We start from the raw sequence: 25,381 nt of genomic DNA on the forward strand, positions 1-25,381 counted from the left end.
ATGCCGATGGCCACCAACGCCAATGTCGCGGCTTCCATCCAAAAGGTGCTCGCAGGCACGGCGGCCAAGGCAATCGTCATGATCTCGGCCGAAAGGATAAAGTCAGTCTTGATAGCACCCGAGGCGCGTTGCTCTTCCAACATGGCGGCATCCACCGGCGCTTCTTTTGGGGCCTCGTGGTCGTCATGGTGCGGCACGATCAAATGATAGATTTTCTCGGCGCCCTCAAAACACAGATAGGCCCCACCCAGCATCAACAAAGGTGCGATCATCCATGGGGCAAAATTGGCCAGCAACAGGCCAATCGGCAACAATATCAACAGCTTGTTGCGAAAAGACGCCCGCGCGATGCGCCAGATAATGGGCAGCTCTCGGCTGGCCTCAAACCCTGCCACATATTTTGGGGTGACCGCCGCATCATCAATCACAGCGCCCGCGGCCTTAGAGCCCGCCTTCAGCGCCTGACTCGCCACATCATCCAAAGACGAGGCCGCAACTTTGGCGATCCCTGCTACATCATCCAAAAGGGCCAGCAAACCGCTCATCGGGAACCTCTTCGCACGTAAATCCTGCCGACACCCTAATGGTGCCGGACCTACAAGCAAGGGGAAATGGTGGCGGTTTATCCCAGTTTGGCGAGAACTGCGTCACGCACAGCGGGCGTCACGAATTTGCTGATGTCGCCATCCAGACGTGCGATCTCTTTCACCAGTTTCGATGCAATCGCCTGATGTTTCAGATCGGCCATCAAGAACACGGTTTCGATGCTGGCATCCAGCGCCCGGTTCATGCCCACCATCTGGTATTCATATTCAAAGTCCGTCACCGCCCGCAGACCGCGCACGATGATCTGCGCACCCACATCTTTGGCGCAATCAATCAGAAGGTTTTCAAAGGGATGCGCGACAATTTCTGTGCCCGTCTCGTCCGACAGTTTGGCGCATTCCGCTTCGATCATCGCCACGCGCTCTTCCAAAGAAAACAGCGGACCTTTGTCGCGATTGATTGCGACTCCGATCACCAGTCGATCCACCAAAACCGCCGCGCGGCGAATGATGTCGATATGACCAAGAGTGACCGGATCAAAGGTTCCTGGGTAGAGGCCTGTGCGCATGGGGTGCTCCATTCTTAACTTGGCGCACGCAACAATATTGCGCGGCGAATTTCAAGCCTTTGATCCGTCTATACAGAAGTTTTACGGGATGTGAGCGCCGCCATGGGGCTAGTGCCCCATAATCATCCCCTGCAATGCGTCTTTTTCCATGGCCAGTTCGGACAAACGGGCTTTGACCACGTCGCCCAAGGTGACCAGACCGACCATCTCGCCATTTTCGACAACCGGCATGTGGCGAAAACGGCCTTCGGTCATCTTGGCCAGCACGGTATCGGCGCTGTCGTTAAGCGAACAGCACACAGGCTTGGCGGTCATCAGGTTTGACACCGTATCTTCCATGCAAGGCGTGCCGCAGCGCGCCAGTTCGCGGACGATGTCACGCTCTGACAGGATGCCATCTGCGGTGTTGCCAGAGGCCGAGATCACGACGGTACCGATACTCTTTTCAGCTAGAATTTTTGCGGCGTCCTGCACCACTGTGTCCGGGGTTACAGTCACAACACCAGTATCACCTTTAGACTTAAGAATTTGCTGAACGAGCATCCAAATGGCCTCCGTAATATGTCTTTTGGTTACTCCAGCGTGGTTTCTGAGGCCTCAATTGTCAAGCAAGTGCCTCAAGACGCGCGATTTCTTGGCGCAGACCCGAGCCAAGCGCCTCGGCAAAACGGTTCATCCGCTCTAGCCTTTTGTCGTCTTCATGGCGCAACAGATAGAAGCTGCGCGTCAGACGCACCTGATCTGCGAGAACACGTTTCACGGCCGGATACAGAGGCAATGCAAAGTCGTGCACAAAGCCAAGCCCCCCGCCCTGATTGATCCAGTTCAACTGTACCGATACGGAATTTGACGCCAGATCCGGTTTTTCAATGCCGATTTCAGACAGATAATCGAGTTCCTTGTCAAAGATCATATCCGAGATGTAGCCGATCAACATATGCTCAGACAGATCATTCAGCCCGGCAATCGCGGGGTTGTCCTGCAAATAGGCGTCAGAGGCCGCAAGGCTCAGGCGATAGTCAGAGATCTTTTGCACCACAAGGCGCCCCGCCGTCGGTGGGCTGACGGCAACAACAAAATCCGCCTCTCGTTTGGACAGGTTGATCACACGCGGCAACGCGACAATCTGAATTTCCAACTCTGGATTGTCGCGCGCGATTTGGGCGCAGACCTGCGGCAACAGGAAATTCGCGGCCCCATCTGGCGCCCCGACACGCACCTGCCCCGTTAGGCCTTCGGTATGTCCGCTGAGTTCTTCATTGGCGGCCTCCACGGATTGTTCGATCCGCACTGCGTGCTCCATCAGCCGCTCGCCGCGATCCGTCAATGCATACCCCGTGGGGGATTTGCCAAACAACGGCGCACCATAGCTGGCTTCAAGGCGCGCAACCCGACGCCCAACAGTCGCCGGGTCAATCCGCAGCCGTTTGCCCGCTTTGCTAAGGCTTTCGTCGCGCGCAACCGCCAGAAACACGCGCAGGTCGTCCCATTTCAGATCCATCCGGAACCTTTGCATTTTTGCAAAACATGAATGTGACATTTCCTCTTTTTACACGTTTTTTGCAAGAGTAAACACAGGTCAGACCTAGATCACAATCATGGAGATCCCCATGCAAGAAATTTCCCACCTGATTAACGGCGAACTGGTCGCCGGAACCTCTGGCCGCTTTGCCGAAGCGCGCAACCCGGCAACGGGCGAAGTGATTTCCAAGGTGCCTTTGGCCAGCAAAGACGAACTTGACGCGGCCGTCGAGAAAGCTGCGATCGCGCAGAAAGAATGGGCGCAGGTAAACCCACAGCGTCGTGCGCGTATCTTCATGAAGTTCGGCGCTCTGATCGATGAGCATATGGACGAGCTGGCCGAGATCCTGTCCAAAGAGCACGGCAAGACCCTGCCAGACGCCAAAGGCGACATCCAACGCGGTCTGGAAGTGGTCGAGGTGTGCATGGGCGCGCCAGCCATGAACAAAGGCGAGTTCACCGGCGACGCGGGTCCGGGCATCGACCTTTACTCGATCCGCCAGCCACTGGGCGTTGTTGCGGGCATCACGCCGTTCAACTTCCCAGCCATGATCCCACTGTGGAAAATGTCTCCGGCGGTCTCTGCGGGCAACGCGGTTATCCTCAAGCCATCCGAGCGCACGCCGAACACCGCGATGCGCCTGGTTGAGCTGTTCAAAGAAGCAGGCCTGCCAGACGGCATCGTTCAGGTCGTGCATGGCGACAAAGAATGCGTCGACGCCATTCTGGACAATGAAACAATTCAGGCGGTTGGCTTTGTGGGCTCTACCCCGATTGCGCAATACATCTATGGCCGCGCCGCGACCAATGGCAAGCGTGCGCAGTGTTTCGGTGGTGCAAAGAACCACATGATCATCATGCCAGACGCGGACATCGACAAAGCCGCTGACGCGCTGGTTGGTGCGGGCTTTGGCGCCGCTGGCGAACGCTGTATGGCGATTTCTGTCGCGGTTCCAGTCGGCAAAGAAACCGCGGACCGGCTGATCGAAAAGCTGGTGCCCAAGATCGAGGCCCTGAAAGTCGCGCCTTATACCGGTGGCGATGATGTTGACTTTGGTCCTGTGATCACCGCGCAATCCAAAGAGCGCATCGAAGGTCTGATCACATCCGGCGTCGAACAGGGTGCAAAGATCCTGACCGACGGTCGCGGTCTGTCGATCCAGGGCTATGAAGACGGCTATTTCGTTGGCCCGACCCTGTTTGACGAAGTGACCCCGGACATGGACATCTACAAAGAAGAGATCTTTGGCCCGGTCCTGTCGATGGTGCGCGAAGACAGCTATGAAGACGCGCTGCAGCTTGTGATCGACAACGAGTACGGCAACGGCACGGCGATCTAGACCGCGGACGGCGACGTGGCACGTGACTTTGTGAACCGCGTGAACGTGGGCATGGTCGGCGTGAACTTCCCGATCCCTGTGCCGCTGTCTTACTTCTCGTTTGGCGGCTGGAAGAAGTCTGGCTTTGGCGATCTGGATCAATACGGCCCTGACGCGTTCAAATTCTATACCAAAACCAAGAAAGTCACCTCTCGCTGGTTCTCTGGTATCAAGGATGGTGTCGCGCTTAACTTCAAAGCGATGGACTAATCCACTTTTGACATGAGTGAAAAACGCCCCGAAGCCGCTGTGTTCGGGGCGTTTTTGTCAAAATAACGCCACGGATTTAGATTGTTTCGCTCATGACATAGTTCTGCAAGGTTTCTACATTTGAACAGTAGTTCAATTAGACGATGGTAGGCCCGTATGGATTTCTCACTGACCGAAGAACAAACTCTGATTTTCGACATGGCCAAAAGTTTTGGCCAAGAGCATATCGCACCCTACGCGCGCGATTGGGACGACGCGGGCTCGATCCCCAAAGATCTTTGGCCCAAACTGGCAGAGCTGGGTTTTGGCGGTCTATACGTGGACGAAGCCTATGGCGGCTCTAGCCTGTCGCGCCTTGATGGCACCTTGGTGTTTGAGGCGCTTGCCATGTCTTGCCCGTCGGTTGGATCCTTTCTGTCGATCCACAATATGTGCGGCGGCATGTTGAATTCCTTTGGGTCAGAGGCGCTGAAGGAACGGTTGTTGCCGGACCTTTGCGGCATGACCAAAGTGTTTTCCTATTGTCTGACAGAGCCCGGATCAGGCTCTGACGCGTCGGCCTTGAAAACCCGCGCCGACAAAACCAACGCAGATTACGTCCTGAACGGCACCAAGGCGTTTATTTCCGGTGGCTCGTATTCAGACGCCTATATCGTGATGTGCCGCACCGGCGACGCTGGCCCCAAGGGGATCTCGACGGTCGTGGTCGAAGACGGCACGCAAGGCCTGTCGTTTGGCGCGCTGGAAAAGAAGATGGGCTGGCTGAACCAGCCGACCGCGCAGGTTCAGTTTGACGACTGCACGGTGCCTGCAGACAATCTTGTCGGCGATGAGGGCCAAGGGTTTTCCTATGCCATGGCGGGGCTTGATGGCGGGCGGCTGAACATCTCTGCCGGGGCTTTGGGCGGCGCGCAAGCGGCGCTGGATGCGACACTGCACTACATGTCCGAGCGCAAAGCCTTTGGCAAATCCATCGACCAGTTCCAGGCGCTACAGTTCCGGCTTGCAGAATATGAGACCAAACTTCAGGCCGCACGGGTGTTCCTGCGCCAAGCCGCCTGGAAACTGGACAACAAAGCCCCGGACGCCACCAAACACTGTGCCATGGCCAAACTGATGGTGACCGACGTCGCCTTCGAGGTCGCCAACGGCTGTCTGCAACTGCACGGTGGCTATGGCTATCTTGCGGATTATGGCATCGAAAAAATCGTTCGGGATCTGAGGGTTCACCAAATCCTTGAAGGGACGAATGAAATCATGCGACTGATAATTTCACGCCAGATGATCGCAGGTTAATCGCCAGACATGACAGACATCCACATCCGCACCGTTGGTCAAACGGGCCGCATCACCCTCACCCGCCCCAAGGCATTGAACGCGCTCAGCTATCAGATGTGCCTTGAAATCGAGAAGGCGCTGGATGGCTGGGCAGAGGACGACGCGGTCAAGATGCTGGTCATCGATGCCGAGGGTGACCGGGCCTTCTGTGCGGGCGGTGACATTCAGGAAATGTATGACACCGCCAAGGCCGGCAACTACGACTATGGGCGAACCTTCTGGCGCGACGAATATCGCATGAATGCCAAGATGTTCGAATTTCCCAAACCGGTAGCATCGTTTCTGCAGGGCTTCACCATGGGTGGCGGTGTTGGAGTCGGGTGTCACGGATCGCATCGCGTCGTAGGAGACACCTGCCAGATTTCCATGCCAGAGGTCGCCATTGGCCTGATCCCCGACGTGGGCGGCACCTATATCCTTGGCAAATCGCCGGATCACCTTGGTGAGTATCTGGGCCTCACCGCCGCGCGCCTTGACGCTGGCGATGCGATATTCGCAGGCTTTGCGGACTATTATATCCCCGAAACTGACTGGCCCGCGCTGATTGCGCAGCTCGAAGAGACAGGCGACCACAGTCTGATCGACGCTGCGGCCACGCCTGCGCCGGACGGCAAAATTGCGTCGCACCTTTCCGCGATCAACGCGCATTTCGCGGGCTCTACTTTGCTGGACATCGTCAATTCGCTTAAATCCGACGAGAGCGAATTCGCCAGCAAGACCTTGAAAACACTGGGGCGCAATTCCCCATTGTCCATGGCGTGCACGGTGGAATTGGTCCGCCGCGCGCGGGCGTTTCAGTCCATCAGACCAGCGCTAGAGCAAGAGTTCCGCTTTACCTATCGCTCGGGCGAGCATGGCGAATTCATCGAGGGTATCCGTGCCGCTATCATCGACAAAGACCGCAGCCCACAGTGGCAGCACGGTCTGGATGAACCACCTTTGGCTATGGTGACAAAAATGCTGATGCCCCTTGGCGCAGACAAGTTAAATTTCGACTAGGAGACACGTTATGCAGATCGGTTTTATCGGACTGGGAAATATGGGCGGCCCAATGGCGGCCAACCTCGCCAAAGCCGGACATCAGGTGACCGGATTTGATATGGCGGACGTGTCTATTGACGGTGTCACGATGGCAGAGAGCGCCATTGCCGCCGCGCAAGGGGCAGACGTAGTCATCACGATGCTCCCTAACGGTCAAATCCTGCGCGCCGTTGCTGCGGATATCATTCCGGCCATGTCCGAAGGCGCGGCCTTTGTTGATTGCTCTACCGTCGACGTAGACAGCGCCAAAGCCGTCGCGCAACAGGCTGAAACTGCAGGCCTTTTGGCCGTTGACGCGCCTGTGTCTGGCGGTATCGGAGGCGCATCGGCGGGGACATTGACCTTTATGGCGGGTGGGTCTGAGGCGGCCTTTGGCAAAGCCGCGCCGCTCTTTGATATCATGGGTCAAAAGGCCGTGCATTGCGGAGACTCAGGCGCGGGCCAATCCGCCAAGATCTGCAACAATATGATTTTGGGCGTCACGATGATTGCCACCTGCGAAGCCTTTGCTTTGGCCGATAAACTGGGTCTGGATCGTCAGAAAATGTTTGACGTTGTATCCACCTCATCTGGCTATAGCTGGACAATGAACGCTTACTGCCCTGCCCCCGGCGTCGGGCCGCAAAGCCCTGCGGACAACGACTATCAACCGGGCTTTGCCGCGGATCTTATGCTGAAGGATTTGCGCTTGTCACAACAAGCTGCAGAGTCTGCGGATGCCGACACCCCGATGGGTCAGGCCGCGACCGAGCTTTATGCGACGTTTGTCGAACAAGAAGACGGTCTGGGCATGGATTTTTCAGCCATGCTGCCCCGTTTTGAAAAACGTGGACGTGACTAGCGCGCCTACTGGTCTCTAAGGCTTGCGCCGCTGGACAGGTCCAGCTCTTCCAGCGTCGCGCCACCTGCCAGATACAAAGCAGCGCCAGACGATCCTTCGACCTCTGCCAAGGTGCTGGCCCAAGCCCGGATCACAGATCCGCTTGCGCCATCCAACTTGGCTTCGGCACATTGCAGCTCGCTGGCATCCAAAGTCGAGCCTGACGACGCTTCGGCGTCCAGTTCAACGCATTGCCCCGCAGCCCACAGGCTGGCACCGCTTGCGGTATCCAGACTGACCTCCTCGGCGGCAATACCAGTCAGATGCGCCGATGCGCCCGATGACACATCTACGTCCAGATCTTTGGTCACCACGTTAACGACCGTCACGTCAGCCCCGGCGGACAGATCCAGCTTTTCCAGCATTGGCATGGTGATTGTCACTTCAAACTCATCATTCCGCCACGGGTTCCAGATGCCCCAAAACGAACGGCGCGAAATCTTGAGCTCGTCTCCGCGTTGACGCAGTTTCAAGCGCCACAAGGCGCCCTGCTTTGCCTCTGCAACCACGCTAAAGTCACTGCCGCCCGCAATTTTGACGGTCACACCGCTGGACACGGACACATCTTCGAAATCATCAAGGTTATATGTTTTCTCATCGGCCAAAGCGCCAGTTGCCATACCCGCAACGGCCGCGGCCAGAATAAAGTTCCGCACTTAAATGCTCCCCGTACCTTCGCAATGCGAAGATATGTAAATCATATTTACATTCAAGAGCACAATCGTTTTTACCCGCCTGCCATAGCCACAAGAATCTCGCGGGTTGCGGCGTCTGCGGGGAAAAGCTGTTCGATTTTTATGTCAGCATAGGCAATCTCACCAACGCCGCCAAACTGGGAAATCGTTGAAAACAAAGACAATACCATGTCGCCCATGCGATAGCGTGTGGCCATGATGACCGGGCTTTGCGCAGGCGGCACATAGCCCTCAACCCGCGCCGAAAGCCGCGCCACCAGATCGCTGAGAACAGGATCCTTACCCAGATGCGCCAGCTCTACCCGCAAACGGCATAGCAGTTGATAATCCACTTCTTCGATGTTTTCGATCGCAGCGCGCAGGTCGGCCCGATCCAGCATCGCCTCAATCAGACTGTCGCCCTGGCCCAACCCCATTGGCCCCAGAAATATCTGCGCTGGTTTGTTTAATGCAACCAGCACCCAATGGCGATCCAGCGCCATTGCGGGATATGGCGCGTGGTTGTCCAACGTCCAGCGCATAGCCGTTTCCAGCGGCGCAAGCTCGGCATCAGCCGCCGCGCGCTGTCCATAAGCCGGGGCCAAACCGCCCGCGGTCAGCAATCGGTTGCTTTCTGACAAAGGCATTTGCAGCACTTCGGACAAACGCAGGGCCATGCCGCGACTGGCCTGCGATCGTCCGGTTTCCAGAAAGGACAGATGACGCGCCGAAACGCCCGCTTCGCTGGCCAGATCCAACTGGCTCATGCGCCGGATCTGCCGCCACTCTTTCAACACGGTGCCAAAGTTCTGATCCATCCGGGGTCTCCTTTTGACCCACCCTAACAGAGCCCTGCGCGATTTCACTTACCTGCAAGGTAATTGTTTTGCACACCACACCGGCGCCACAACAGGGCACCCCTACAAAAAGGAGCTCAAAATGACCCATGACGCCCGTATTCGATCTCTAAAGATCACAATCCTCATCAGCGCAGGGTTCGCCCTGTTCATGTTCGCCAGCCTCTTTACGGGCCTGCGCGATGTCATGAGCCTGTTCCTTGACCTTGTGCATATGCCGCTGGACGGCGCACAAAGCTTAAGCCGCGACACCGAAGAGGTTCTGACCGCAATCGCCGCTGGAATTTTCTTTGGGTTCTGCGTCGCCATTTGGCAGATCACAACCCATGTCTATGCCAAGGATCCGGTGCTCGGACGCCGTATGATCCTGTCGTCGCTTATCTGTTGGTATGTGGTGGATACGGCGGGCTCGTTGATCGTGGGCGCGTGGATGAATGGCATCTTGAACACCGGATTTTTCGTCGCCTTGGTCGCCCCTATCTGGCGACCAATCCCGAGTGAGCAGCTCAATGCTGTCTAAAATGCAGCACTCGAAAAATAATCCGCACTAAGCCTGCCGGATCACAACATTTTTTTCCGCAACGCCACACCAAGATGTATCTGTGTTGCGGGAAATGTTTGATCGAATGGTAAACGTAAGAATGCGAAATTTATTTTTAATGCTGGCAGCGGCCGTGATACTGCCAACCTCTACTTTAGCAGGCTCAATCTCTGTTAGCCCAACAAGGCAAACCTGTGCATCCATCGGCAGTGGGTTTGTTGCAAGTACAGGCGAAAGATTCACGATCAACGGATTGGAAGTTGGCACGACAATTACATGGGCACGAACGGCCAGACTTGCGACCCACACACTCAGCTCAAAAGATCTCGTATACACATCGACTGGTGATACAGCGAACGGGTCTTTGACTGTGACAGCTGTTAGGGGCTCTGCCGCATTGGCACCAACAGCCACCGGCAGCGTGTATGTCGAGATCAACGCGAATGGCTCGATCACATATACCTGCTCGACCGGCTCTGCTGGAACCAGCGCTGACGGCACAACCACCGGCGAACTGGGCGGCGCAAGTCAGACGAACGCAGTGTCTGGCGGTGCAAGCGACAACGCGGACACACGCTTTGGCAATGGTGGCAATCAGGTCGGGCGGAACTCGCTCTTTGTATCCACGCAGGGCGCCGGGCTGAATGGCGCGGATTGGAACGCCTGGGCATCTATCGATTACCAAAAGTATTCCAACGCTTTGACCGGCTCGTCCCTCGACTTTGTGGGCGGCGTGGACAAGTTGCTGGACGACGACACATTGGTCGGTGTTTTGCTGGGTGTCGGACGGATGGATCTGTCTGACGGCACCAATTCTTCGGAACAGACATCGATCGCTGTGGGCCCCTATTTTGCGCACCGCCTAGACACGATGATCATCGATGGGTTTGTCACCTTCGCGCGGCCAAAATATGAAACGACGGCAGGCAACTTCACCTCGACACGTTGGTCCCTTGGTCTGTCGGCTGCAGGCGAGGCCCTGCCAAGTGCACCTTTTGTGGCGCCTTATTTTGATCTGGTGGCCTTTCGGGAAAACCAGCCAGCCTATGGCGCGGTCGCGGCCAATAGCATCACAAGCTATACAGTCAGCATGGGGGCCGAGATTACAGCGCTGCAACCGCTCGGAGACTCGGGTCTGACCCCGCATATGCGCGTGGGCCTGGACGCCAAGTCCACCCAATCCACGCTGGCTGCGACTGACAGCTTTGTCTATGGCCGCTTGGGCCTTGGCGTGTCAGGTCAAGTCGGTGCGGGCCATATGGTGGTCGACATCGACTATGGCAAAACACGGTCTGACGTCTTTAACACAGGCCTGCAAATGCGCTGGGAATTCAGCTTCTGATCCCGGTCACATAGTGCAAAATCGCCGGCCCCTTTTGGGCCGGCTTTTTTTGTCAGGCGGGTCTGATTGACTGACTGTGACTAAACACATTCGCGGGATCGTACCTGCGCTTGACGCGCTGCAAACGTGGATAGTTCATGCCCCAATAGGCCGTTTCCCAATCGGTATCACGAGGATTGGGATAGCCCGCATAGGCCCCCTGTCCGTCCGCAGCCCGCACGCCTTGTGCAAACCGGTCCACGGCCAGCTCCTGCGCCGCCTGGCTGTGAAGCCGGTTCAGCGTGCCTTCAAACTGCCAGATGAAATCTGCGTCCCGATGAACAAAGCCCGTGGCCTCGGGAGCCACAGACGACATCGCGCCGCCCAGACGCTCTATAAACAGCTGCAACCGAGGCGCTTGCTGTTTCGTCATCTGCTCAAACACATCCTGCCACACATCCAGCGCCGTTGTGTTTCGGGAAAACGCAGACGCATAGGCCATCGACACCGTCGGGTAATAGTCTCGCGGCCAGAACACGTCGGCCAAGTCCGAATAGGCCCCTTGGGTAACACGCGGAGCCTCTATCCACGGCACCGCCCCCATAAATTGCACAATCGCGGCCCGCAATTCGGGCGAGTCCTCATGTGCGATAACCGTCACATTCATCTGAATATTTTGAAAGTCAGGCGAATTGGCATCAAACGTCGTCGACACGCTATCTGGCAATTGCATCGACCAGGTCTGCCAAGCGGCCGCAACCCGCGCGGCCTGTGCGAGAGGCAGTCTGACAAGGGCTGAAAGATGCGTCGCTTGAAAATCCGGTATCGTGCGGAACTGCATTTCGGTCACGATGCCAAAGCTGCCCGGCCCGCCACCGCGCAAGGCCCAGAACAGATCAGGATGCTCAGCCTCGCTCACACGCAAGACCTCGCCTGTGGCCGTTACGACTTGCGCGGCCACCAGATGGTCCGCGAGCAGGCCCTGCGCACGGCTCAGGTGCCCAATGCCGCCACAACCAAGATGACCACCCAACGCCACGGTCTGACAAAAGCCTGCGGGCAACGTGCGTCCCTCTGCCCCAAGCACGCGCATCAACGCGCCGATCTGTGTTCCGGGCCCAGCCGTGACCAAATCGCCGTCCAACGCGATCTGCGCCATGCCGCTGACGTCGATGACAGCCTCGTTGTGAAGGGAAAACCCCGCGAAACAATGTCCGCTGGAATAGACGGAAAAGGCGCGCCCCTGTGTTGTCAGATCATGAACAGCCCGCTGTACATCCTGCACCGACTGACAGACGATATGCTGTTTCGGCTGTACCGCCAGCGCCAGATTATGCACCCGCAGAGGCTCTCCTTGCGCGCGCGCGCCTGTGGGCGCCCAGGTTGCTCCACCCAGCGTCACACCAGAGACAGACAGCGCCAGCGCAGAGGTCATACCCCTTGCCAGAAACTGCCGCCTGTGGATCCGGTCGTTCTGCATGGCCGTCAGATCGCGCCGCTACTCAGCCGCCACCAATGCGCCGTTGAGCATCGGCTTCAGATACCGCCCCGTATGGCTGGCCTCGACTTCGGCAACTTCTTCGGGCGTGCCTTCGGCCACAATCGTGCCGCCGCCTTCGCCGCCTTCGGGACCGATGTCGATGATATGATCCGCAGTTTTCACAACGTCCAGATTGTGTTCAATCACCACAACCGTATTGCCCTGATCCACCAATTCATGCAGCACTTCCAACAGCTTGCGCACATCCTCAAAATGCAGACCGGTGGTTGGCTCATCCAGAATATACAGCGTGCGGCCCGTCGAGCGTTTCGCCAGCTCTTTAGACAGTTTCACCCGCTGCGCTTCACCGCCAGAGAGCGTCGTCGCCTGCTGGCCGACCTTGATATAGCCAAGCCCCACCCGCATCAGCGCATCCATCTTGTCGCGAATGCTGGGCACGGCCTTAAAGAATTCTTGCGCGTCCTCGACCGTCATATCCAACACGTCAGCAATGGACTTGCCTTTGAACTTGATCTCTAGCGTCTCGCGATTGTACCGCGCGCCGTTGCAGGTTTCGCAGGTGACATAAACGTCGGGCAAAAAGTGCATCTCGATCTTGATGACACCATCGCCCTGACAGGCCTCACAGCGACCGCCTTTGACGTTGAAACTAAACCGGCCGGGTTTATAGCCGCGAGTCTTGGCCTCGGGCAGTCCTGCAAACCAATCCCGGATCGGGGTAAAGGCACCGGTATACGTCGCAGGGTTAGACCGCGGCGTGCGCCCGATCGGACGCTGGTCGATGTCGATCACTTTATCCAGATGTTCAAGCCCCTGAATGGTCTCACAGGGTGCAGGGGTCTGGCGTGCACCGTTCAGACGCATCGAGGCAGTCTTAAACAGGGTCTCAATCGTCAGCGTCGATTTCCCGCCACCTGAAACGCCGGTCACGCAAACGAATTTGCCCAGCGGGAATTCGGCAGTGACATTCTTCAGGTTGTTGCCCGTGGCATTCACAACCTTTAGGAACTTGCCATTGCCTTCGCGCCGCTCCAGCGGCACCGCGATCTCTCGGGTGCCTGCAAGATACTGGCCGGTAATGGATTTCTTGTCCTTCTGGATCTTTTGCGGCGTGCCGTGGCTGACCACCTGCCCGCCATGCACCCCGGCGCCCGGACCGATGTCAAAGACGTAATCCGCCTCGCGGATCGCCTCTTCGTCATGTTCCACCACGATCACTGTGTTGCCCTGATCGCGCAGGTTTTTCAGCGTGCCCAGCAGGCGATCATTGTCGCGCTGGTGCAGACCAATGGACGGCTCGTCGAGAACATAAAGCACACCGGTCAGACCTGAGCCAATCTGGCTGGCCAGACGGATCCGCTGGCTCTCGCCACCCGACAATGTGCCCGAGTTGCGCGACAGCGTCAGATATTCCAACCCAACGTTGTTCAGGAACCCCAGCCGCTCGCGGATCTCTTTGACAATCGCGCGGGCGATTTCCTGACGCTGCTGCGTCAGATGGTTTGGCACGTCCTCAATCCAGGCCAAGGCCTCGCGGATCGACAGTTCCACCACCTGCCCCACATGATTACCAGCAATCTTGACCGCCAGCGCTTCAGGGCGCAGGCGATAGCCCTCACAGGTGCCACAGGGACGGTTGTTCTGATAGCGTTCGAACTCTTCGCGAATCCAGTTTGAATCCGTCTCGCGATAGCGCCGTTCCATATTGGGAATGACGCCCTCAAACACACGGCTGACCTGATAGACACGCCCGCCCTCGTCATAACGGAAGTCGATTTCCTCGTTGCCGGACCCATAAAGGAACACCTGCTGAATATGCGGCGCAAGGTCTTTCCAAGGCGTGTTCTTGTCAAACTCGTAATGCTTGGCCAGCGCTTCGATGGTTTGCAGGAAATACGGCGACTTGCCCTTCCGCCACGGGGCAAGCGCACCGTCATAGACTTTCAAAGTCGCATCAGGCACCACGAGCCGTTCGTCAAAGAACAGCTCTTTGCCAAGGCCATCACAATCAGGACAGGCCCCGAATGGCGCGTTAAAGGAAAACAGGCGCGGCTCGATCTCGGGAATGGTGAAGCCACTGACAGGACAGGCAAAATTCTCGGAAAACGTGATGCGCTCGGGCTCTGCGTCCTTGGGCGCAGTTTCCAAAATCGCGATGCCATCGGCCAGATCAAGCGCTGTGCGCAGACTGTCCGCCAGCCGCGTCTCCATGCCCTCGCGTACCACCAGACGGTCCACAACCACATCAATGTCGTGGCGGAATTTCTTGTCCAGCGTAGGCGGCTCGTCCAACTCATAGAACGCGCCATCGACCTTCACACGTTGAAAGCCCTGCTTGCGCAGCTCGAGGAATTCTTTGCGGTATTCGCCCTTACGGTCCCGCACAATCGGTGCCAGCAGATAGCCGCGGGTGCCGTCCTCAAGCCCCATGATGCGATCGACCATATCCTGCACCTGCTGTGCCTCGATCGGCAGGCCTGTTGCGGGTGAATACGGCGTGCCGACACGGGCAAACAACAGCCGCATATAGTCGTAAATCTCGGTCACCGTGCCCACAGTCGAGCGCGGGTTTTTCGATGTGGTTTTCTGCTCAATCGAAATCGCAGGGCTCAGGCCCGCGATGTGATCCACATCGGGCTTTTCCATCATATCAAGGAACTGGCGCGCATAGGCCGAAAGGCTTTCGACATAGCGCCGCTGCCCCTCCGCATAGATCGTATCAAACGCCAAAGACGACTTACCCGACCCCGACAATCCGGTAATCACCACCAGCTTGTCGCGCGGAATATCCACGTCGATAGACTTCAGATTATGCTCGCGCGCACCGCGCACTTCGATGTTCTTCAGCTCAGCCATTCTGGCCCCCACGTTCCACGCAACAACAGATAGTCCGCACGCGGGAAAACGCCAAGTAGAAAATGTGAACATTTAGTGAACAAAGAGATTGCGAGCGCATTGCTGTCAATTTTTGTCACCAGAGCACAGGGCAGAGGTTCGCGGGCGCGACTTGCCGCGCATCGAAACATCAAGAGTGTTAGATCAGATTTTACCCACTGGACCACAGCAAAGACCTGTGCCTCTATGACGACATCACAGAGTAAAGAGTTTCAGATGCCCATTCTTATCCTGATTTTGACAGCCGTAGGCGGCGCGATTTGGTTCTGGATTCGCAGCAACCCAAGAGAAGCTATCGATGTCGCTGCAGATGCAGCCACGACCCTGCGCAATGCGCCACGTCGCTTAGCATTTAGAAAGCAAACGACGGCCCATCCAGTCGAGGGCATCGATGACCCTCGCATTGCTATTTGTGCCATTGGACAAGCGTTCATAGAGCTCGATACCTTGCCGACATCAGAGCAGCGACAACAACTACATGACACCGTCGTGTCGACACTCAGATGCGCCCCGCAAGAAGCAGAGGAAATGGAAATTCTTGGTAGGTGGTTGATGACGCAGTGCAATGGCGCAGAAAGTGCCGTTCCAAGGCTAGCTCGCCGGCTCTATAAGATCGACGGCAGCGCGTCCTATCCAACGGTTCAGGACGTTCTTGCGAAACTTGTTCAAGGCGAACTTTCGAGCAAACAGGTCTCTGCCATCGAGGATATAAAGTCAGCGCTTCGGGTTTGAAACAAAATGAAGTTCCTTCCGAAAACGCCTTTTCCAAATCTGGCATTTTCTGTCATCTCGTTTTTCCTATTTTTTATTGTGCCGAAAATGCTCGCATCCTTGATTAACCCATTGATTCCTGGATGCGTATTGTTGCTCTGCCTTCTATTTTTTAGCGCCAGAACAGTTACGACTTTCGAATAACTGTTCCTTGCCAAGCGCATTATTGGTGCAAGCCAAAATTCGACTAAGCCTTCCGCGCCAGCGCCCAGGTTACGATGGGGAACTGCGGGTCGTTCTCTAGGATGTCAGAGTCCTTGTCGTAATCCGGTGGCCAGACCTCTTCCAGGTTCCGGGCTGCCGCTGCGCGGTTGCCCCAACCTGCGGCTTTGATGTCATCGGGTGGAAAGCCGCATTCAATCAGAAAGTTTCGCAATCCCCGCGGCGACCAGCGGGTGCAGTCGTGTGGTGCTGGATGAAACGGGATGTGAAACGGCACAGCCAGCCAAAAATAACCGCCAGGGCGCAGCATCTCGAGCACGTGCTGCGTGGCCTTATAGGGGCGGTCCAGATGCTCCCAGACCTGATTGGCCAGGATCAGATCGTATTTCAGAACCGTGCCATCCGCATAGGCCACCGGACCTTTGCAGATGTCATGGTCACGATGCATGTATTGCACATATGACCGCGCCGGAAGGTTTTTGCCCCACTGACCCGAAATCTCTGCAATATCAAGATCTTCGGTGCCGATCTCACGCAGGATCGCCCGGCTTCGGCGGTTCATGACGATGCGGTTAAGGCTTGGCACGGTGTGATTTCCACCCTTGGTATGTTTTTCAGACTTTTATAGGTATGAATTCAGCCACTACATGTGAATTGCACGACCATAAGCGTCCAGAACGCTCTCATGCATCATCTCTGACAAGGTTGGATGCGGGAAGACCGTGTTCATCAGATCCTCTTCAGTGGTCTCAAGCTGACGCCCCACCACATAGCCCTGAATCATCTCGGTGACCTCCGCGCCCACCATATGCGCGCCCAGCAATTCACCGGTCTTGGCATCAAACACCGTCTTCACCATACCCTCGGCCTCGCCCAAGGCGATGGCCTTGCCGTTGCCGATGAACGGGAAGCGGCCAACCTTGATGTCATAGCCTGCCTCTTTCGCCTTCGCTTCGGTCAGACCAACCGAGGCGACCTGTGGATGGCAATAGGTACAGCCAGCAATGCTTTCGGGTTTCACCGGGTGTGGATGCCCTCCGGCGATCATTTCGGCCACCATAACACCCTCGTGGCTGGCTTTGTGGGCCAGCCAGGGCGCGCCTGCGATGTCGCCGATGGCATAAAGCCCATCAACACCGGTGCGGCAGTACTCATCTGTAATCACATGTGTGCGGTCCACCTTGACCCCAAGCGCCTCAAGGCCAAGCCCTTCGGTATTGCCCACGATCCCCACGGCGGAAATCACCGTGTCAAAGTCATGTGTCTCGACCTTTCCACCGGTCTCGATATGGGCCGTGACCTTGCCCTTGCCGCGATCAAGCTGTTTGACCATGGCTTTTTCCATGATGGTCATGCCCTGTTTCACAAAGGCTTTCTTGGCAAAGGCCGAAATCTCGGCGTCTTCGACAGGCAGTACGCGATCCATGACTTCGACGACGGTCGTATCCGCGCCGAGCGTATTGTAGAAGCTTGCAAATTCGATACCGATCGCACCGGATCCGATCACCAACAGCTTTTTCGGCATCCGCACCGGCTGTAGCGCGTGTTTATAGGTCCAGACCAGATCACCGTCGGCCTCAAGCCCTGGCAACTCGCGCGCACGGGCGCCGGTAGCCAGGATGATGTGTTTGGCCGCCAGCTCTTCGATACCTTTATCGGTCTTCACCGACACTTTGCCTTTGGCCGGCAGCGTCGCCTCGCCCATGACGACGGTGACTTTGTTTTTCTTAAGCAGGTGCCCCACGCCGCCCGTCAACTGTTTTGCCACCCCGCGCGAGCGTTTCACGACCGCATCCAGATCATAGCTGACCCCGGTTGCGGCAAGACCATAATCCTTGGCGTGGTTCATCAGGTGGAACACTTCGGCCGAGCGCAACATCGCCTTGGTTGGGATACAGCCCCAGTTCAGACAGATGCCGCCCAAATGTTCGCGTTCGACCACCGCAACCTTCTGTCCCAGCTGTGCTGCACGAATGGCTGCTACATATCCGCCGGGGCCCGCCCCAATTACAATGACATCGAACGTCTTGGCCGCCATGCTGCCCTCCCATTGGTTTGACCCCGAGATTAGTTCTCTTGACGGGAAGTGCAACGCACTTTCGGCCACGCAATTTACTTGCGCGGCCGAGCAGTGTTTTGAAAATCTATAAGAGTCTTACGCGGCCTGAGCCTGCAGGCCCTGAACCGTAAACCCATATCCGCCTTTGGCCACATAGGCCTGTTCAGCAACGGTGGATTTGCGACCCAATGCTTCGTTGCGATACGGGAAGCGGCCAAATTCGCGGATCACCGCCCGATGCGCTTTGGCATGCAGCAGATTGCCATCGCCCATGTTCAGGCGCTCTTTCATCAGACGAACACAGCGTTCCTGATCGCAGAGGTTTTCCGAATGCAGCAGCGGCGTATAGAAAAACTGGCGCGCCGGTTCATCAATCCGCAGATCCCAGCCTTTGCTAATGGCCTGCTTTGCAACCGCGCGGGCCGCATAGTCAGAGGCAAAGGCTTTGCCTGTTCCGCGGAACATATTGCGCGAGAACTGATCTGTTAGAATGACATAGGCAAGGCAACCAGACGCATAGGCCATCCACTGACCAAGCCCCCCCTGCATTGCTTTGTTCCAGACTGGTTCAAAACGACTGCGTATGGTCGCGTCCAGCTCGGGATTTTCAACATACCAATCTTTTGGCTCACATTCATCGAGCCAAAAACTCAAGACCTCTTCAGGTGTAGACATCGGCGTAGTCCTCGTGGGCGTTGCGGGCTTTTGTCATAAAAATGTTACTCACAAAAATTTGAGTCTTAACAGTCACAAAATGCAACAAAGGCGATACTTAACTCGCGTTCTGTGTCTCAGAGTCTTCATCGATGGAAAATTGGGCATATTCCTGCGCCGCTTCCAACGCCACAGAGGTCGATGTCGGCAAAACCGGAGCGAAACTGCCGGTTTCTTCCGAAGACGGTGCTGCGCGTTTTGTCATCCGGTACATCGAGTAGACCGCCATGATTCCCGTTAAGATCCCAAGAAATAAGAAGTAAGCATGGGCGCCCAGATTGGTCATCAGCCAACCAATCGCAATCGGGCCAAGCACCGCGCCGCAGCCATTCACAAACAACAGACCTGCCGAGGCCGAGGCCATGTCTTCGCGCGACAGAAAGTCATTGGTGTGGGCAATCAACAGCGAATAAAGCGGGTTGGTGGCGCCGCCTACGACAAAGGCCGCAACCAACAGCAACGTATAGCTTCCTGGAAACAATAACCCCACCGCAGAGCCAGCCGTAGCCAGCGCCGCAACGATCAGGATCACCAGACGGCGGTCCATCCTGTCGGAAAACCAGCCAATCGGGTACTGTGTGACGACCGAGCCAACATAAAACATCGCAATGAACAGCGAGATTTCAGGGATCGTCAGCCCCGCCTGACTGCCGAAAACCGCAGACATCCCGAACTGAGCCGAGAACACGCCGCCCAGCACGAACATCCCCACGACACCAAGTGGCGAGACATTAAAGATCTCGCGCAGCTTCATGTTGTGCGTGCTCTCAAAGGCGGGCGTTGGGGAAATCGACAACAGGATTGGCGCGAATGAGAGGGAAACCAGAATGGACGGGATCACAAACAGAACAAAGCCTGACGGATCTGCGGCCACCAGCAAACCCTGCGCCGCAATGATGCCTGTGACCTGCGCATACATATAAAGCGACAGGGTCTTGCCGCGGTTCTCGTTTGTGGCCGCGTTGTTCAGCCAGCTTTCAGCGGTGACATACACGCCGCAAAAACAAAACCCGATGACCGCGCGACAGAACATCCAAACCCATGGGTCCGTCAACCATGGAAAGATAATCAGCGCCGCCGAAATGAAAGACCCCAGCGCGGCAAAGACCCGTACGTGTCCAACACGGCGGATCATCTCTGGCGCAAGCCGCGATCCGCCAAGGAAACCAAGGAAATAGGCCGACATCACAAAGGACATTTCGACCGTAGAGAAGCCTTCAATCTCGCCGCGGATACCCAGCAGAGACCCCTGAACACCATTGCCGACCATCAATAACAACATGCCGAGCATCAATGCCCATGTGCTGGAAAAAACCTGACCCATATTGGCAACTCCTAACCTTACAGGGCCAATCTAACAGAGTCGGTCAAAAAGAACGTAGTCATTCGCGACACGCGGCAAAAATTCATGTCGTTTCGCCGCAAAATGCCAAGGCCCCAGCCCTAGGTGGGAAACAGCAGCGACGAGTCTCCGTAAGAGAAAAAGCGATAGTCATTTGCGATGGCGTGGGCATAGACGTCTTTGATCCTTTGCTGTCCAGCAAGGGCCGAGACCAGCATCATCAATGTCGACTTGGGCAAATGGAAATTTGTCATCAGGGCGTCGGCCACATGGAACTCAAAGCCCGGATAGATAAAGATGTCCGTCTCGCCCTCCCACGGCGCAATCGCACCGCCGCGCGCCGCACTTTCAATCAGACGCAGCGCGGTCGTGCCCACAGGGATCACCCGTCCGCCGCGTGCCTTGGTGGCCGCAATGTCTGCGGCGGCGGCCTCGCTGACTTTGCCCCATTCGGCGTGCATCTTGTGGCTGGTGACGTCCTCGACCTTGACCGGCAAAAAGGTGCCCGCGCCAACATGAAGCGTGACAAAGCTGCTGTCGACGCCGCGCGCCTTGAGGCTGTCCAGAACGCCATCGTCAAAATGCAACGACGCGGTTGGCGCCGCGACGGCCCCTGCGTTCTTGGCAAAGACGGTTTGGTAGTCGGTCTTGTCCTGCGCATCCGCCGCGCGTTTGGCCGCAATATAAGGTGGCAATGGCATAGCACCGGTTTGATCCAGCGCATCGTCAAACTGCGCGCCAGTCAGATCAAACGCCAAAAGCCCCTGCCCGTCGCGTTTCTCGATCAGACGCGCGCTCAGCGCATCCGAGAACACAATGACTTCGCCCTCGTGAATCTTCTTCAAAGGCTTCAGCAACGCCATCCAGCTGCCATCCCCCTGCGGCTCAAGCAGCGTCACTTCGATTTTTGCCTCGGTTTCCCCTTGGGCGGACTGGCGCAGACGTGTGCCGGTTAACCGCGCCGGGATCACTTTGGTGTCGTTAAACACCAAGCGGTCGCCGGGCTCGAGAAAACTGGCAAGCTCGGTTACCTGACTGTCGGTGATGTCACCGCCGCGCGAGACCAGCAGTTTCGCCGAGGACCGCGGCACCGCAGGGCGTGTGGCGATCAACCGCTCGGGCAGGTCAAAGTCAAAATCAGAGAGTTTCATGGGTCGGTTCCGAACTTATTCGCTTGCCTCATCCAGCGTCGGAGGCGGGCGGCGGAAAATGTTCCGGAATATGCCCGGCGTCAAGACCGAGAGTGGATTAACAGAGATCCGCAAATCATCGACAGGGCCGGTCAGCCCATAGTTGAAGCCAAACAACCCCTCGCCCTTGCGCGCGATAGGTCGGCCGATCGCGTTTAGCACATAGATAGGCGAGACGACGCCTTGCATATCAAAGGTGCGAGAGTCGGTGTGGTAAAACCCGTCCGCCGAGATCCCCATGGACGGCCCTACCGCGCTGCCTTGTGAAATCACGATGCGTCGCTGGCCGATGCGGAAGCGCGACTCAACGTCGGTGAACAAAATCCCGTCCCCTGCCATCTGATCGATCAGCCCCACCACCGAGACCGCGTTCAGCAGTTCCGCAAAAGCAGGCGCATCCTGAATGCGCACGTTGTTGATGGTCACAAGCCCGTCAAATTCCGCGTCTCCCAATGGATTAAGATCCAGTTGCAAAGACCCGCCGCTGGCATTGCGCAGGAATTCGGCAGACCTTAGCACATTTCCTGCATCTGCCGACAGAATGCGGATCGCGCTGCGCCCATCGACCGGCGTCAAAGATCCCGAGATCGCAGCCCCTCCGTTCACGCGGGCGCGGAACTCTCCCAACATGCCGCCACCTGCAAGGAACGAGCCGCCAAAACTGGTCAGATCAATCGTGTCAGTCACCCGAACGCGGTCGAGGTTGGCGAGGATCGGCGTTTGCCCCCCACCCGTGCTACCAACCTCCGGCAATTCGCGCAGATCAAGCGTGCCGGACGTCAGCTCGACACCGGGAACCTCTTGTCCCGGACGGCCGGTCAATCTGGCAGACCCGGTGAACCATGATCCGGCCCGCAGCGACGACAGCGAAAACACATCCATACCCCCATCCGGGCGCAATGTGATGTTGCCGCGTGCGTCCAGACCACGCGCAGACAAACGCAGATCCGTGACACGCACGGGCTGATCAAGCTCCACCTTCAGGCTCAGTTCTGCGGCGCGGTCCTGAGGTTTGCGCCAGCCCAAAGCAGGGATCGCCATGCGTAGCCCCCGCAAGTCAGAGGTGATCGCCAGTTGCGGCAAGCTATCCTTTTGGAAATCCATTCGGATCGCAGCTTCGCCCTTGCCAGACAGCATCTCTCCGCTCAGGCCAAGGTTGAACTCATCCACAGTGCGTTCACTAAGTTCAACAGAGCCCAAAAGCTGGCTCTTGCCACCGTTTTGCGCGCCCAACTGCGTGGACCATGTGGCCTGAATGGGCACGCTTCCAACGCGCCCCCGCCCACTGACGGTAACGGCCTGTGACGTGGCACTGATCTGAAGCTCGGGCGCGGCAATCTGTTTGCCCGGCACGAAATGGCTAGTGCGCACGTTCTGCACCGTCGCCGCGATATCAAACGCGACTTCGTCGGGCTTCAGACCTTTCTTCAAAAGCACATCAATGGTGCCTTCGACCTCGACCTCACCCTCTGCAAAGTCCACCGGCAACCCTGCTTTGGACAGAACGCTCAGCGGCGCATAGTCCAGCAAACTGAGGGCAGAGGTCACCGTGCCTTTGGTCTTCAGCATCACTTGCGCAGGCCCGGCCTTGATACGCGTGTCAGGTATGACAAAGCTTGTGCCGGTGGCATCCAGAACACCACCTGCGCCGGTTGCAACTTCTCCGGCGTCTGCGGTGACGACAAAGCGATTGTCCACCAGAACAACGCGACCACGCGCCTTTTTGATCGGAGGCAGCGTCTTTACATAGCGTACTTCGCTGTCGTCAAAGGCAAAGTCCAAATAGATCTCAGGCTTTTGCGCAGGCGCCCCACGCAGGGCAAAATTCACGTTGCTCAGCGATCCCGCCACAATGTTTTCATCCACCCATGTACGCGTCTTGGGTTTGGCGTTTTCAGGCCACCACCGCACCACTTCGCGCACATCGATCCTGTCGGTGCGCGCATTCAGGCGCACCTGCCAGCCCTCTTCCAGAGGTACAAATTTCCCATTTGCCACAGCGACTTGCCCGTCACTTTCCAACAAGAACTCGCCGACATCGATGGTGAAATTCTCTAGGTTCAGCCGGAAATCAGCCTGTGCTTTGTCAATAGAAACCGGAGCGCCAAACAGCCCGGCCGGATTGCCGCTAAGCTGGCTGAACTGAAATTGCCCCCACAGCTCGCTGGGAAGACCGCCCTGCATATCGCGCAGAGAGGCGACCCCTTCGGCGCGGGCCTGCCCCCATGCGCTGTCCGCGACCAGCTCGGTAAAGGCGATGGCGTCGGTTGTGGGGTCATAGGTAAAATGCGTCCCCGCCGACTTAAACGGCACAGGCCTCACAACGCCGCCGGGCTGAACAACGCCCTCGCTGATCCGAAGGGCCGCGTTCAAGGGCCCAAGATCGCCGGTTTCGTCAATCTCAAACCGCATCGCACCCGAGATCGGCGCATCAATAATGCTCAGCCAAGTCAGCGCCGGTGACTGCGAGGCGATATCTGTCGAGGGCACGTCCTCGAAGTTCACACCAAACTGCGCGGCGGGCGCGCCGAGTTCGGTTTCAAAATTGAATTCCAAAGTCGAGATGTAATCCCGCCCCCCCAGCAACGCGATGCTGGTCGTCATACGCAGATCATTGCCATCGCGGGTCAGAAGAAAGCTGCCACCGTCCACGGTCCAACTGCGACCTGCCCGTTGATCGTCAAACTGAATGGTGATCGCGTCCAACGACACACGCGACAGGTTTTCAAACTCAGACGTCTGCAGCAGACGATCCAATTCCCGCTCGATATCCGACAAAGAGGTGGCCGGTTCAGAACCACCCTGCCCGCTGTCCACTGCCAGCGCGACATCGCCCTCATCCAGACGTGTTGCGCGCAGAACCACGCCCGACATGCGAATCTCGCGCGGGGCGATCTGCCCCTGCAGCAATTTCCGATAGGATAAGGACGCAGCAACCTCAGAGAATGACATCACCGGCCCGCCGTCGTCGGGCACCAGATCAAGACGTTCAAACACCACATGCGGATGCAGATCGTCCTCGATCAGGACGGTTGCGCCCTCAAATCGAACCGACGCGCCAGGTGCCGCTTTGGACAGCTGTGTCACCAATTGCGCATTCACCCAGGGGGCCAGCTGAATGGTCCGCCCCATCGAGGTCAGGCCAAGTGCCAGCACCGCCAATCCGATGACCGCAAAAAAACCAACCACCCACGCCGTCAGTCGCCGCAGGCGCGACTTGGGTTTGACGGGATCAGAAGTGGGCAAGGTTTCAGACAATTCGGATCTGGCTATTTTTATTGCGGCAATCGGTTTCTTGTAGCGCTCCGCGCACTACCATATAGGCTTCAAACTGAAAGCCCAAGGAGAACTCATGCCTGAGATCGGCGAGAACGCGCCCGACTTTACCCTGCCCAGCACCAGTGGAACAGATGTCACTTTGTCTGGACTAAAACCCAAAGCTGTCGTGCTGTTTTTCTATCCGCGCGACAACACGTCCGGCTGCACAAAAGAAGCCATCGGGTTCAGCGAGCTAAAAGAGGCGTTTGCAGAGCTGAACGTTGACGTCTTTGGCCTGTCTAAAGACGATATGAAAAGCCACCACAAGTTCGTCGAGAAACAGGGGCTGACTGTCGATCTGTTGACGGATGTCGACTCGGACGTATGCGAGGCCTATGGCGTCTGGAAAGAAAAGAGCATGTACGGCAAGACCTACATGGGAATTGAACGCTCTACGTTTCTGATCGATGGCACAGGTAAAATCGCAAAGGTCTGGCGCAAAGTAAAAGTGCCGGGTCACGTCGATGAGGTCATGGAGGCCGCAAAAGCGCTGTGATGTCGAAGACCCTTGCAGAAATGGCGGTCGAGGTGCTCTCGACCGCAGATGGCCGCG

21 protein-coding genes and 1 pseudogene are annotated in these 25,381 nt (G+C 57.0%); 8 read left to right on the forward strand and 14 right to left on the reverse strand.

The genetic code is table 11. The annotated features are described in order from the left end of the window. From ACEQWH_RS02555 to ACEQWH_RS02570, 4 genes are all read right to left on the reverse strand, one after another. A partial coding sequence (locus ACEQWH_RS02555) for a DUF808 family protein (RefSeq protein WP_370228029.1) occupies positions 1-545 on the reverse strand: 545 nt, incomplete at its 3' end. A gap of 77 nt (positions 546-622) precedes the next feature. Beyond that, positions 623-1,114: a pantetheine-phosphate adenylyltransferase gene (coaD, locus tag ACEQWH_RS02560; RefSeq protein ID WP_370228031.1), complete on the reverse strand. Its 492-nt coding sequence runs from the start codon at positions 1,112-1,114 to the stop codon at positions 623-625. 108 nt (positions 1,115-1,222) lie between these two features. Further along, positions 1,223-1,657, reverse strand: a complete 435-nt coding sequence (locus ACEQWH_RS02565; RefSeq protein ID WP_370228033.1) for a CBS domain-containing protein — start codon at positions 1,655-1,657, stop codon at positions 1,223-1,225. 61 nt (positions 1,658-1,718) lie between these two features. Continuing rightward, the gene (locus tag ACEQWH_RS02570) at positions 1,719-2,615 is read right to left on the reverse strand and encodes a LysR family transcriptional regulator (protein WP_370228035.1); all 897 of its coding nucleotides are present in this window, start codon (positions 2,613-2,615) and stop codon (positions 1,719-1,721) included. A 109-nt stretch (positions 2,616-2,724) separates the two neighbouring features. Here ACEQWH_RS02570 and ACEQWH_RS02575 point away from each other — a divergent pair. The 4 genes and pseudogenes from ACEQWH_RS02575 to mmsB all read left to right on the forward strand — a co-directional run bounded on the left by ACEQWH_RS02575 (position 2,725) and on the right by mmsB (position 7,444). Then, positions 2,725-4,224 (forward strand): annotated as a pseudogene (locus ACEQWH_RS02575) (CoA-acylating methylmalonate-semialdehyde dehydrogenase). Positions 4,225-4,380: 156 nt separating this feature from the next. Further along, positions 4,381-5,520, forward strand: a complete 1,140-nt coding sequence (locus tag ACEQWH_RS02580) for an acyl-CoA dehydrogenase family protein (RefSeq protein WP_370228037.1) — start codon at positions 4,381-4,383, stop codon at positions 5,518-5,520. Positions 5,521-5,529: 9 nt separating this feature from the next. After that, positions 5,530-6,561: an enoyl-CoA hydratase/isomerase family protein gene (locus ACEQWH_RS02585; protein ID WP_370228039.1), complete on the forward strand. Its 1,032-nt coding sequence runs from the start codon at positions 5,530-5,532 to the stop codon at positions 6,559-6,561. Between the two features lie 10 nt (positions 6,562-6,571). After that, on the forward strand, positions 6,572-7,444 hold the full coding sequence (gene mmsB / locus ACEQWH_RS02590) for a 3-hydroxyisobutyrate dehydrogenase (RefSeq protein ID WP_370228041.1): 873 nt from the start codon (positions 6,572-6,574) through the stop codon (positions 7,442-7,444). A gap of 5 nt (positions 7,445-7,449) precedes the next feature. Here mmsB and ACEQWH_RS02595 read toward each other — a convergent pair whose 3' ends face one another. Together ACEQWH_RS02595 and ACEQWH_RS02600 are read right to left on the reverse strand one after the other, a co-directional pair. Beyond that, positions 7,450-8,139 carry a GIN domain-containing protein gene (locus ACEQWH_RS02595; RefSeq protein WP_370228043.1) on the reverse strand — a complete coding sequence of 230 codons (690 nt, stop codon included), beginning with the start codon at positions 8,137-8,139 and terminating at the stop codon, positions 7,450-7,452. A gap of 71 nt (positions 8,140-8,210) precedes the next feature. Then, the gene (locus ACEQWH_RS02600; protein ID WP_370228045.1) at positions 8,211-8,975 is read right to left on the reverse strand and encodes a helix-turn-helix domain-containing protein; all 765 of its coding nucleotides are present in this window, start codon (positions 8,973-8,975) and stop codon (positions 8,211-8,213) included. Positions 8,976-9,096: 121 nt separating this feature from the next. Here ACEQWH_RS02600 and ACEQWH_RS02605 point away from each other — a divergent pair, with 121 nt between their 5' ends. Together ACEQWH_RS02605 and ACEQWH_RS02610 are read left to right on the forward strand one after the other, a co-directional pair. Next, positions 9,097-9,534, forward strand: coding sequence for an excinuclease ABC subunit A (locus tag ACEQWH_RS02605; RefSeq protein WP_370228047.1), 438 nt, complete (start codon positions 9,097-9,099; stop codon positions 9,532-9,534). A 391-nt stretch (positions 9,535-9,925) separates the two neighbouring features. Beyond that, on the forward strand, positions 9,926-10,897 hold the full coding sequence (locus tag ACEQWH_RS02610) for an autotransporter domain-containing protein (protein WP_370228048.1): 972 nt from the start codon (positions 9,926-9,928) through the stop codon (positions 10,895-10,897). Between the two features lie 52 nt (positions 10,898-10,949). Here the strand turns inward: ACEQWH_RS02610 and ACEQWH_RS02615 are convergent, their stop codons facing one another. Both ACEQWH_RS02615 and uvrA read right to left on the reverse strand, forming a co-directional pair. After that, on the reverse strand, positions 10,950-12,311 hold the full coding sequence (locus tag ACEQWH_RS02615; RefSeq protein WP_370228050.1) for an FAD-binding oxidoreductase: 1,362 nt from the start codon (positions 12,309-12,311) through the stop codon (positions 10,950-10,952). A gap of 63 nt (positions 12,312-12,374) precedes the next feature. Continuing rightward, on the reverse strand, positions 12,375-15,233 hold the full coding sequence (uvrA, locus tag ACEQWH_RS02620) for an excinuclease ABC subunit UvrA (RefSeq protein ID WP_370228052.1): 2,859 nt from the start codon (positions 15,231-15,233) through the stop codon (positions 12,375-12,377). A gap of 255 nt (positions 15,234-15,488) precedes the next feature. Here uvrA and ACEQWH_RS02625 point away from each other — a divergent pair, with 255 nt between their 5' ends. Continuing rightward, the gene (locus ACEQWH_RS02625; RefSeq protein WP_370228054.1) at positions 15,489-16,004 is read left to right on the forward strand and encodes a hypothetical protein; all 516 of its coding nucleotides are present in this window, start codon (positions 15,489-15,491) and stop codon (positions 16,002-16,004) included. 226 nt (positions 16,005-16,230) lie between these two features. On the opposite strand, the gene ACEQWH_RS02630 is transcribed toward ACEQWH_RS02625, so the two are convergent. From ACEQWH_RS02630 to ACEQWH_RS02655, 6 genes are all read right to left on the reverse strand, one after another. After that, entirely contained in the window at positions 16,231-16,791 is a 561-nt protein-coding gene (locus ACEQWH_RS02630) for a methyltransferase domain-containing protein (RefSeq protein ID WP_370228056.1), read from the reverse strand. Positions 16,792-16,848: 57 nt separating this feature from the next. Next, positions 16,849-18,243 (reverse strand): dihydrolipoyl dehydrogenase, encoded by a 1,395-nt coding sequence (gene lpdA, locus ACEQWH_RS02635; protein ID WP_370228058.1) that lies wholly within the window; start codon positions 18,241-18,243, stop codon positions 16,849-16,851. A 117-nt stretch (positions 18,244-18,360) separates the two neighbouring features. Next, complete coding sequence (locus ACEQWH_RS02640; RefSeq protein ID WP_370228060.1) at positions 18,361-18,939, reverse strand: DUF924 family protein; 579 nt, start codon at positions 18,937-18,939, stop codon at positions 18,361-18,363. Positions 18,940-19,036: 97 nt separating this feature from the next. Beyond that, positions 19,037-20,302 carry an MFS transporter gene (locus ACEQWH_RS02645; RefSeq protein ID WP_370228062.1) on the reverse strand — a complete coding sequence of 422 codons (1,266 nt, stop codon included), beginning with the start codon at positions 20,300-20,302 and terminating at the stop codon, positions 19,037-19,039. Between the two features lie 119 nt (positions 20,303-20,421). Beyond that, positions 20,422-21,471, reverse strand: a complete 1,050-nt coding sequence (gene queA / locus ACEQWH_RS02650) for a tRNA preQ1(34) S-adenosylmethionine ribosyltransferase-isomerase QueA (protein ID WP_370228064.1) — start codon at positions 21,469-21,471, stop codon at positions 20,422-20,424. Positions 21,472-21,486: 15 nt separating this feature from the next. Next, on the reverse strand, positions 21,487-24,768 hold the full coding sequence (locus ACEQWH_RS02655; RefSeq protein WP_370228065.1) for a DUF3971 domain-containing protein: 3,282 nt from the start codon (positions 24,766-24,768) through the stop codon (positions 21,487-21,489). A gap of 94 nt (positions 24,769-24,862) precedes the next feature. Between ACEQWH_RS02655 and bcp the strand changes: the two genes are divergently transcribed. After that, positions 24,863-25,324, forward strand: a complete 462-nt coding sequence (gene bcp / locus ACEQWH_RS02660) for a thioredoxin-dependent thiol peroxidase (protein WP_370228067.1) — start codon at positions 24,863-24,865, stop codon at positions 25,322-25,324. Positions 25,325-25,381: the final 57 nt, after the last annotated feature.

The organism is Cognatishimia sp. (assembly GCF_964229375.1).
Lineage (GTDB): Bacteria > Pseudomonadota > Alphaproteobacteria > Rhodobacterales > Rhodobacteraceae > Cognatishimia.

Coding starts and splice junctions, on each gene's coding strand:
- coaD (WP_370228031.1), bottom strand. CDS start 1,114: ATGCGCACAGGCCTCTACCCAGGAACCTTTGATCCGGTCACTCTTGGT.
- ACEQWH_RS02565 (WP_370228033.1), bottom strand. CDS start 1,657: ATGCTCGTTCAGCAAATTCTTAAGTCTAAAGGTGATACTGGTGTTGTG.
- ACEQWH_RS02570 (WP_370228035.1), bottom strand. CDS start 2,615: ATGGATCTGAAATGGGACGACCTGCGCGTGTTTCTGGCGGTTGCGCGC.
- ACEQWH_RS02580 (WP_370228037.1), top strand. CDS start 4,381: ATGGATTTCTCACTGACCGAAGAACAAACTCTGATTTTCGACATGGCC.
- ACEQWH_RS02585 (WP_370228039.1), top strand. CDS start 5,530: ATGACAGACATCCACATCCGCACCGTTGGTCAAACGGGCCGCATCACC.
- mmsB (WP_370228041.1), top strand. CDS start 6,572: ATGCAGATCGGTTTTATCGGACTGGGAAATATGGGCGGCCCAATGGCG.
- ACEQWH_RS02600 (WP_370228045.1), bottom strand. CDS start 8,975: ATGGATCAGAACTTTGGCACCGTGTTGAAAGAGTGGCGGCAGATCCGG.
- ACEQWH_RS02605 (WP_370228047.1), top strand. CDS start 9,097: ATGACCCATGACGCCCGTATTCGATCTCTAAAGATCACAATCCTCATC.
- ACEQWH_RS02615 (WP_370228050.1), bottom strand. CDS start 12,311: ATGACCTCTGCGCTGGCGCTGTCTGTCTCTGGTGTGACGCTGGGTGGA.
- uvrA (WP_370228052.1), bottom strand. CDS start 15,233: ATGGCTGAGCTGAAGAACATCGAAGTGCGCGGTGCGCGCGAGCATAAT.
- ACEQWH_RS02625 (WP_370228054.1), top strand. CDS start 15,489: ATGCCCATTCTTATCCTGATTTTGACAGCCGTAGGCGGCGCGATTTGG.
- lpdA (WP_370228058.1), bottom strand. CDS start 18,243: ATGGCGGCCAAGACGTTCGATGTCATTGTAATTGGGGCGGGCCCCGGC.
- ACEQWH_RS02640 (WP_370228060.1), bottom strand. CDS start 18,939: ATGTCTACACCTGAAGAGGTCTTGAGTTTTTGGCTCGATGAATGTGAG.
- ACEQWH_RS02645 (WP_370228062.1), bottom strand. CDS start 20,302: ATGGGTCAGGTTTTTTCCAGCACATGGGCATTGATGCTCGGCATGTTG.
- queA (WP_370228064.1), bottom strand. CDS start 21,471: ATGAAACTCTCTGATTTTGACTTTGACCTGCCCGAGCGGTTGATCGCC.
- bcp (WP_370228067.1), top strand. CDS start 24,863: ATGCCTGAGATCGGCGAGAACGCGCCCGACTTTACCCTGCCCAGCACC.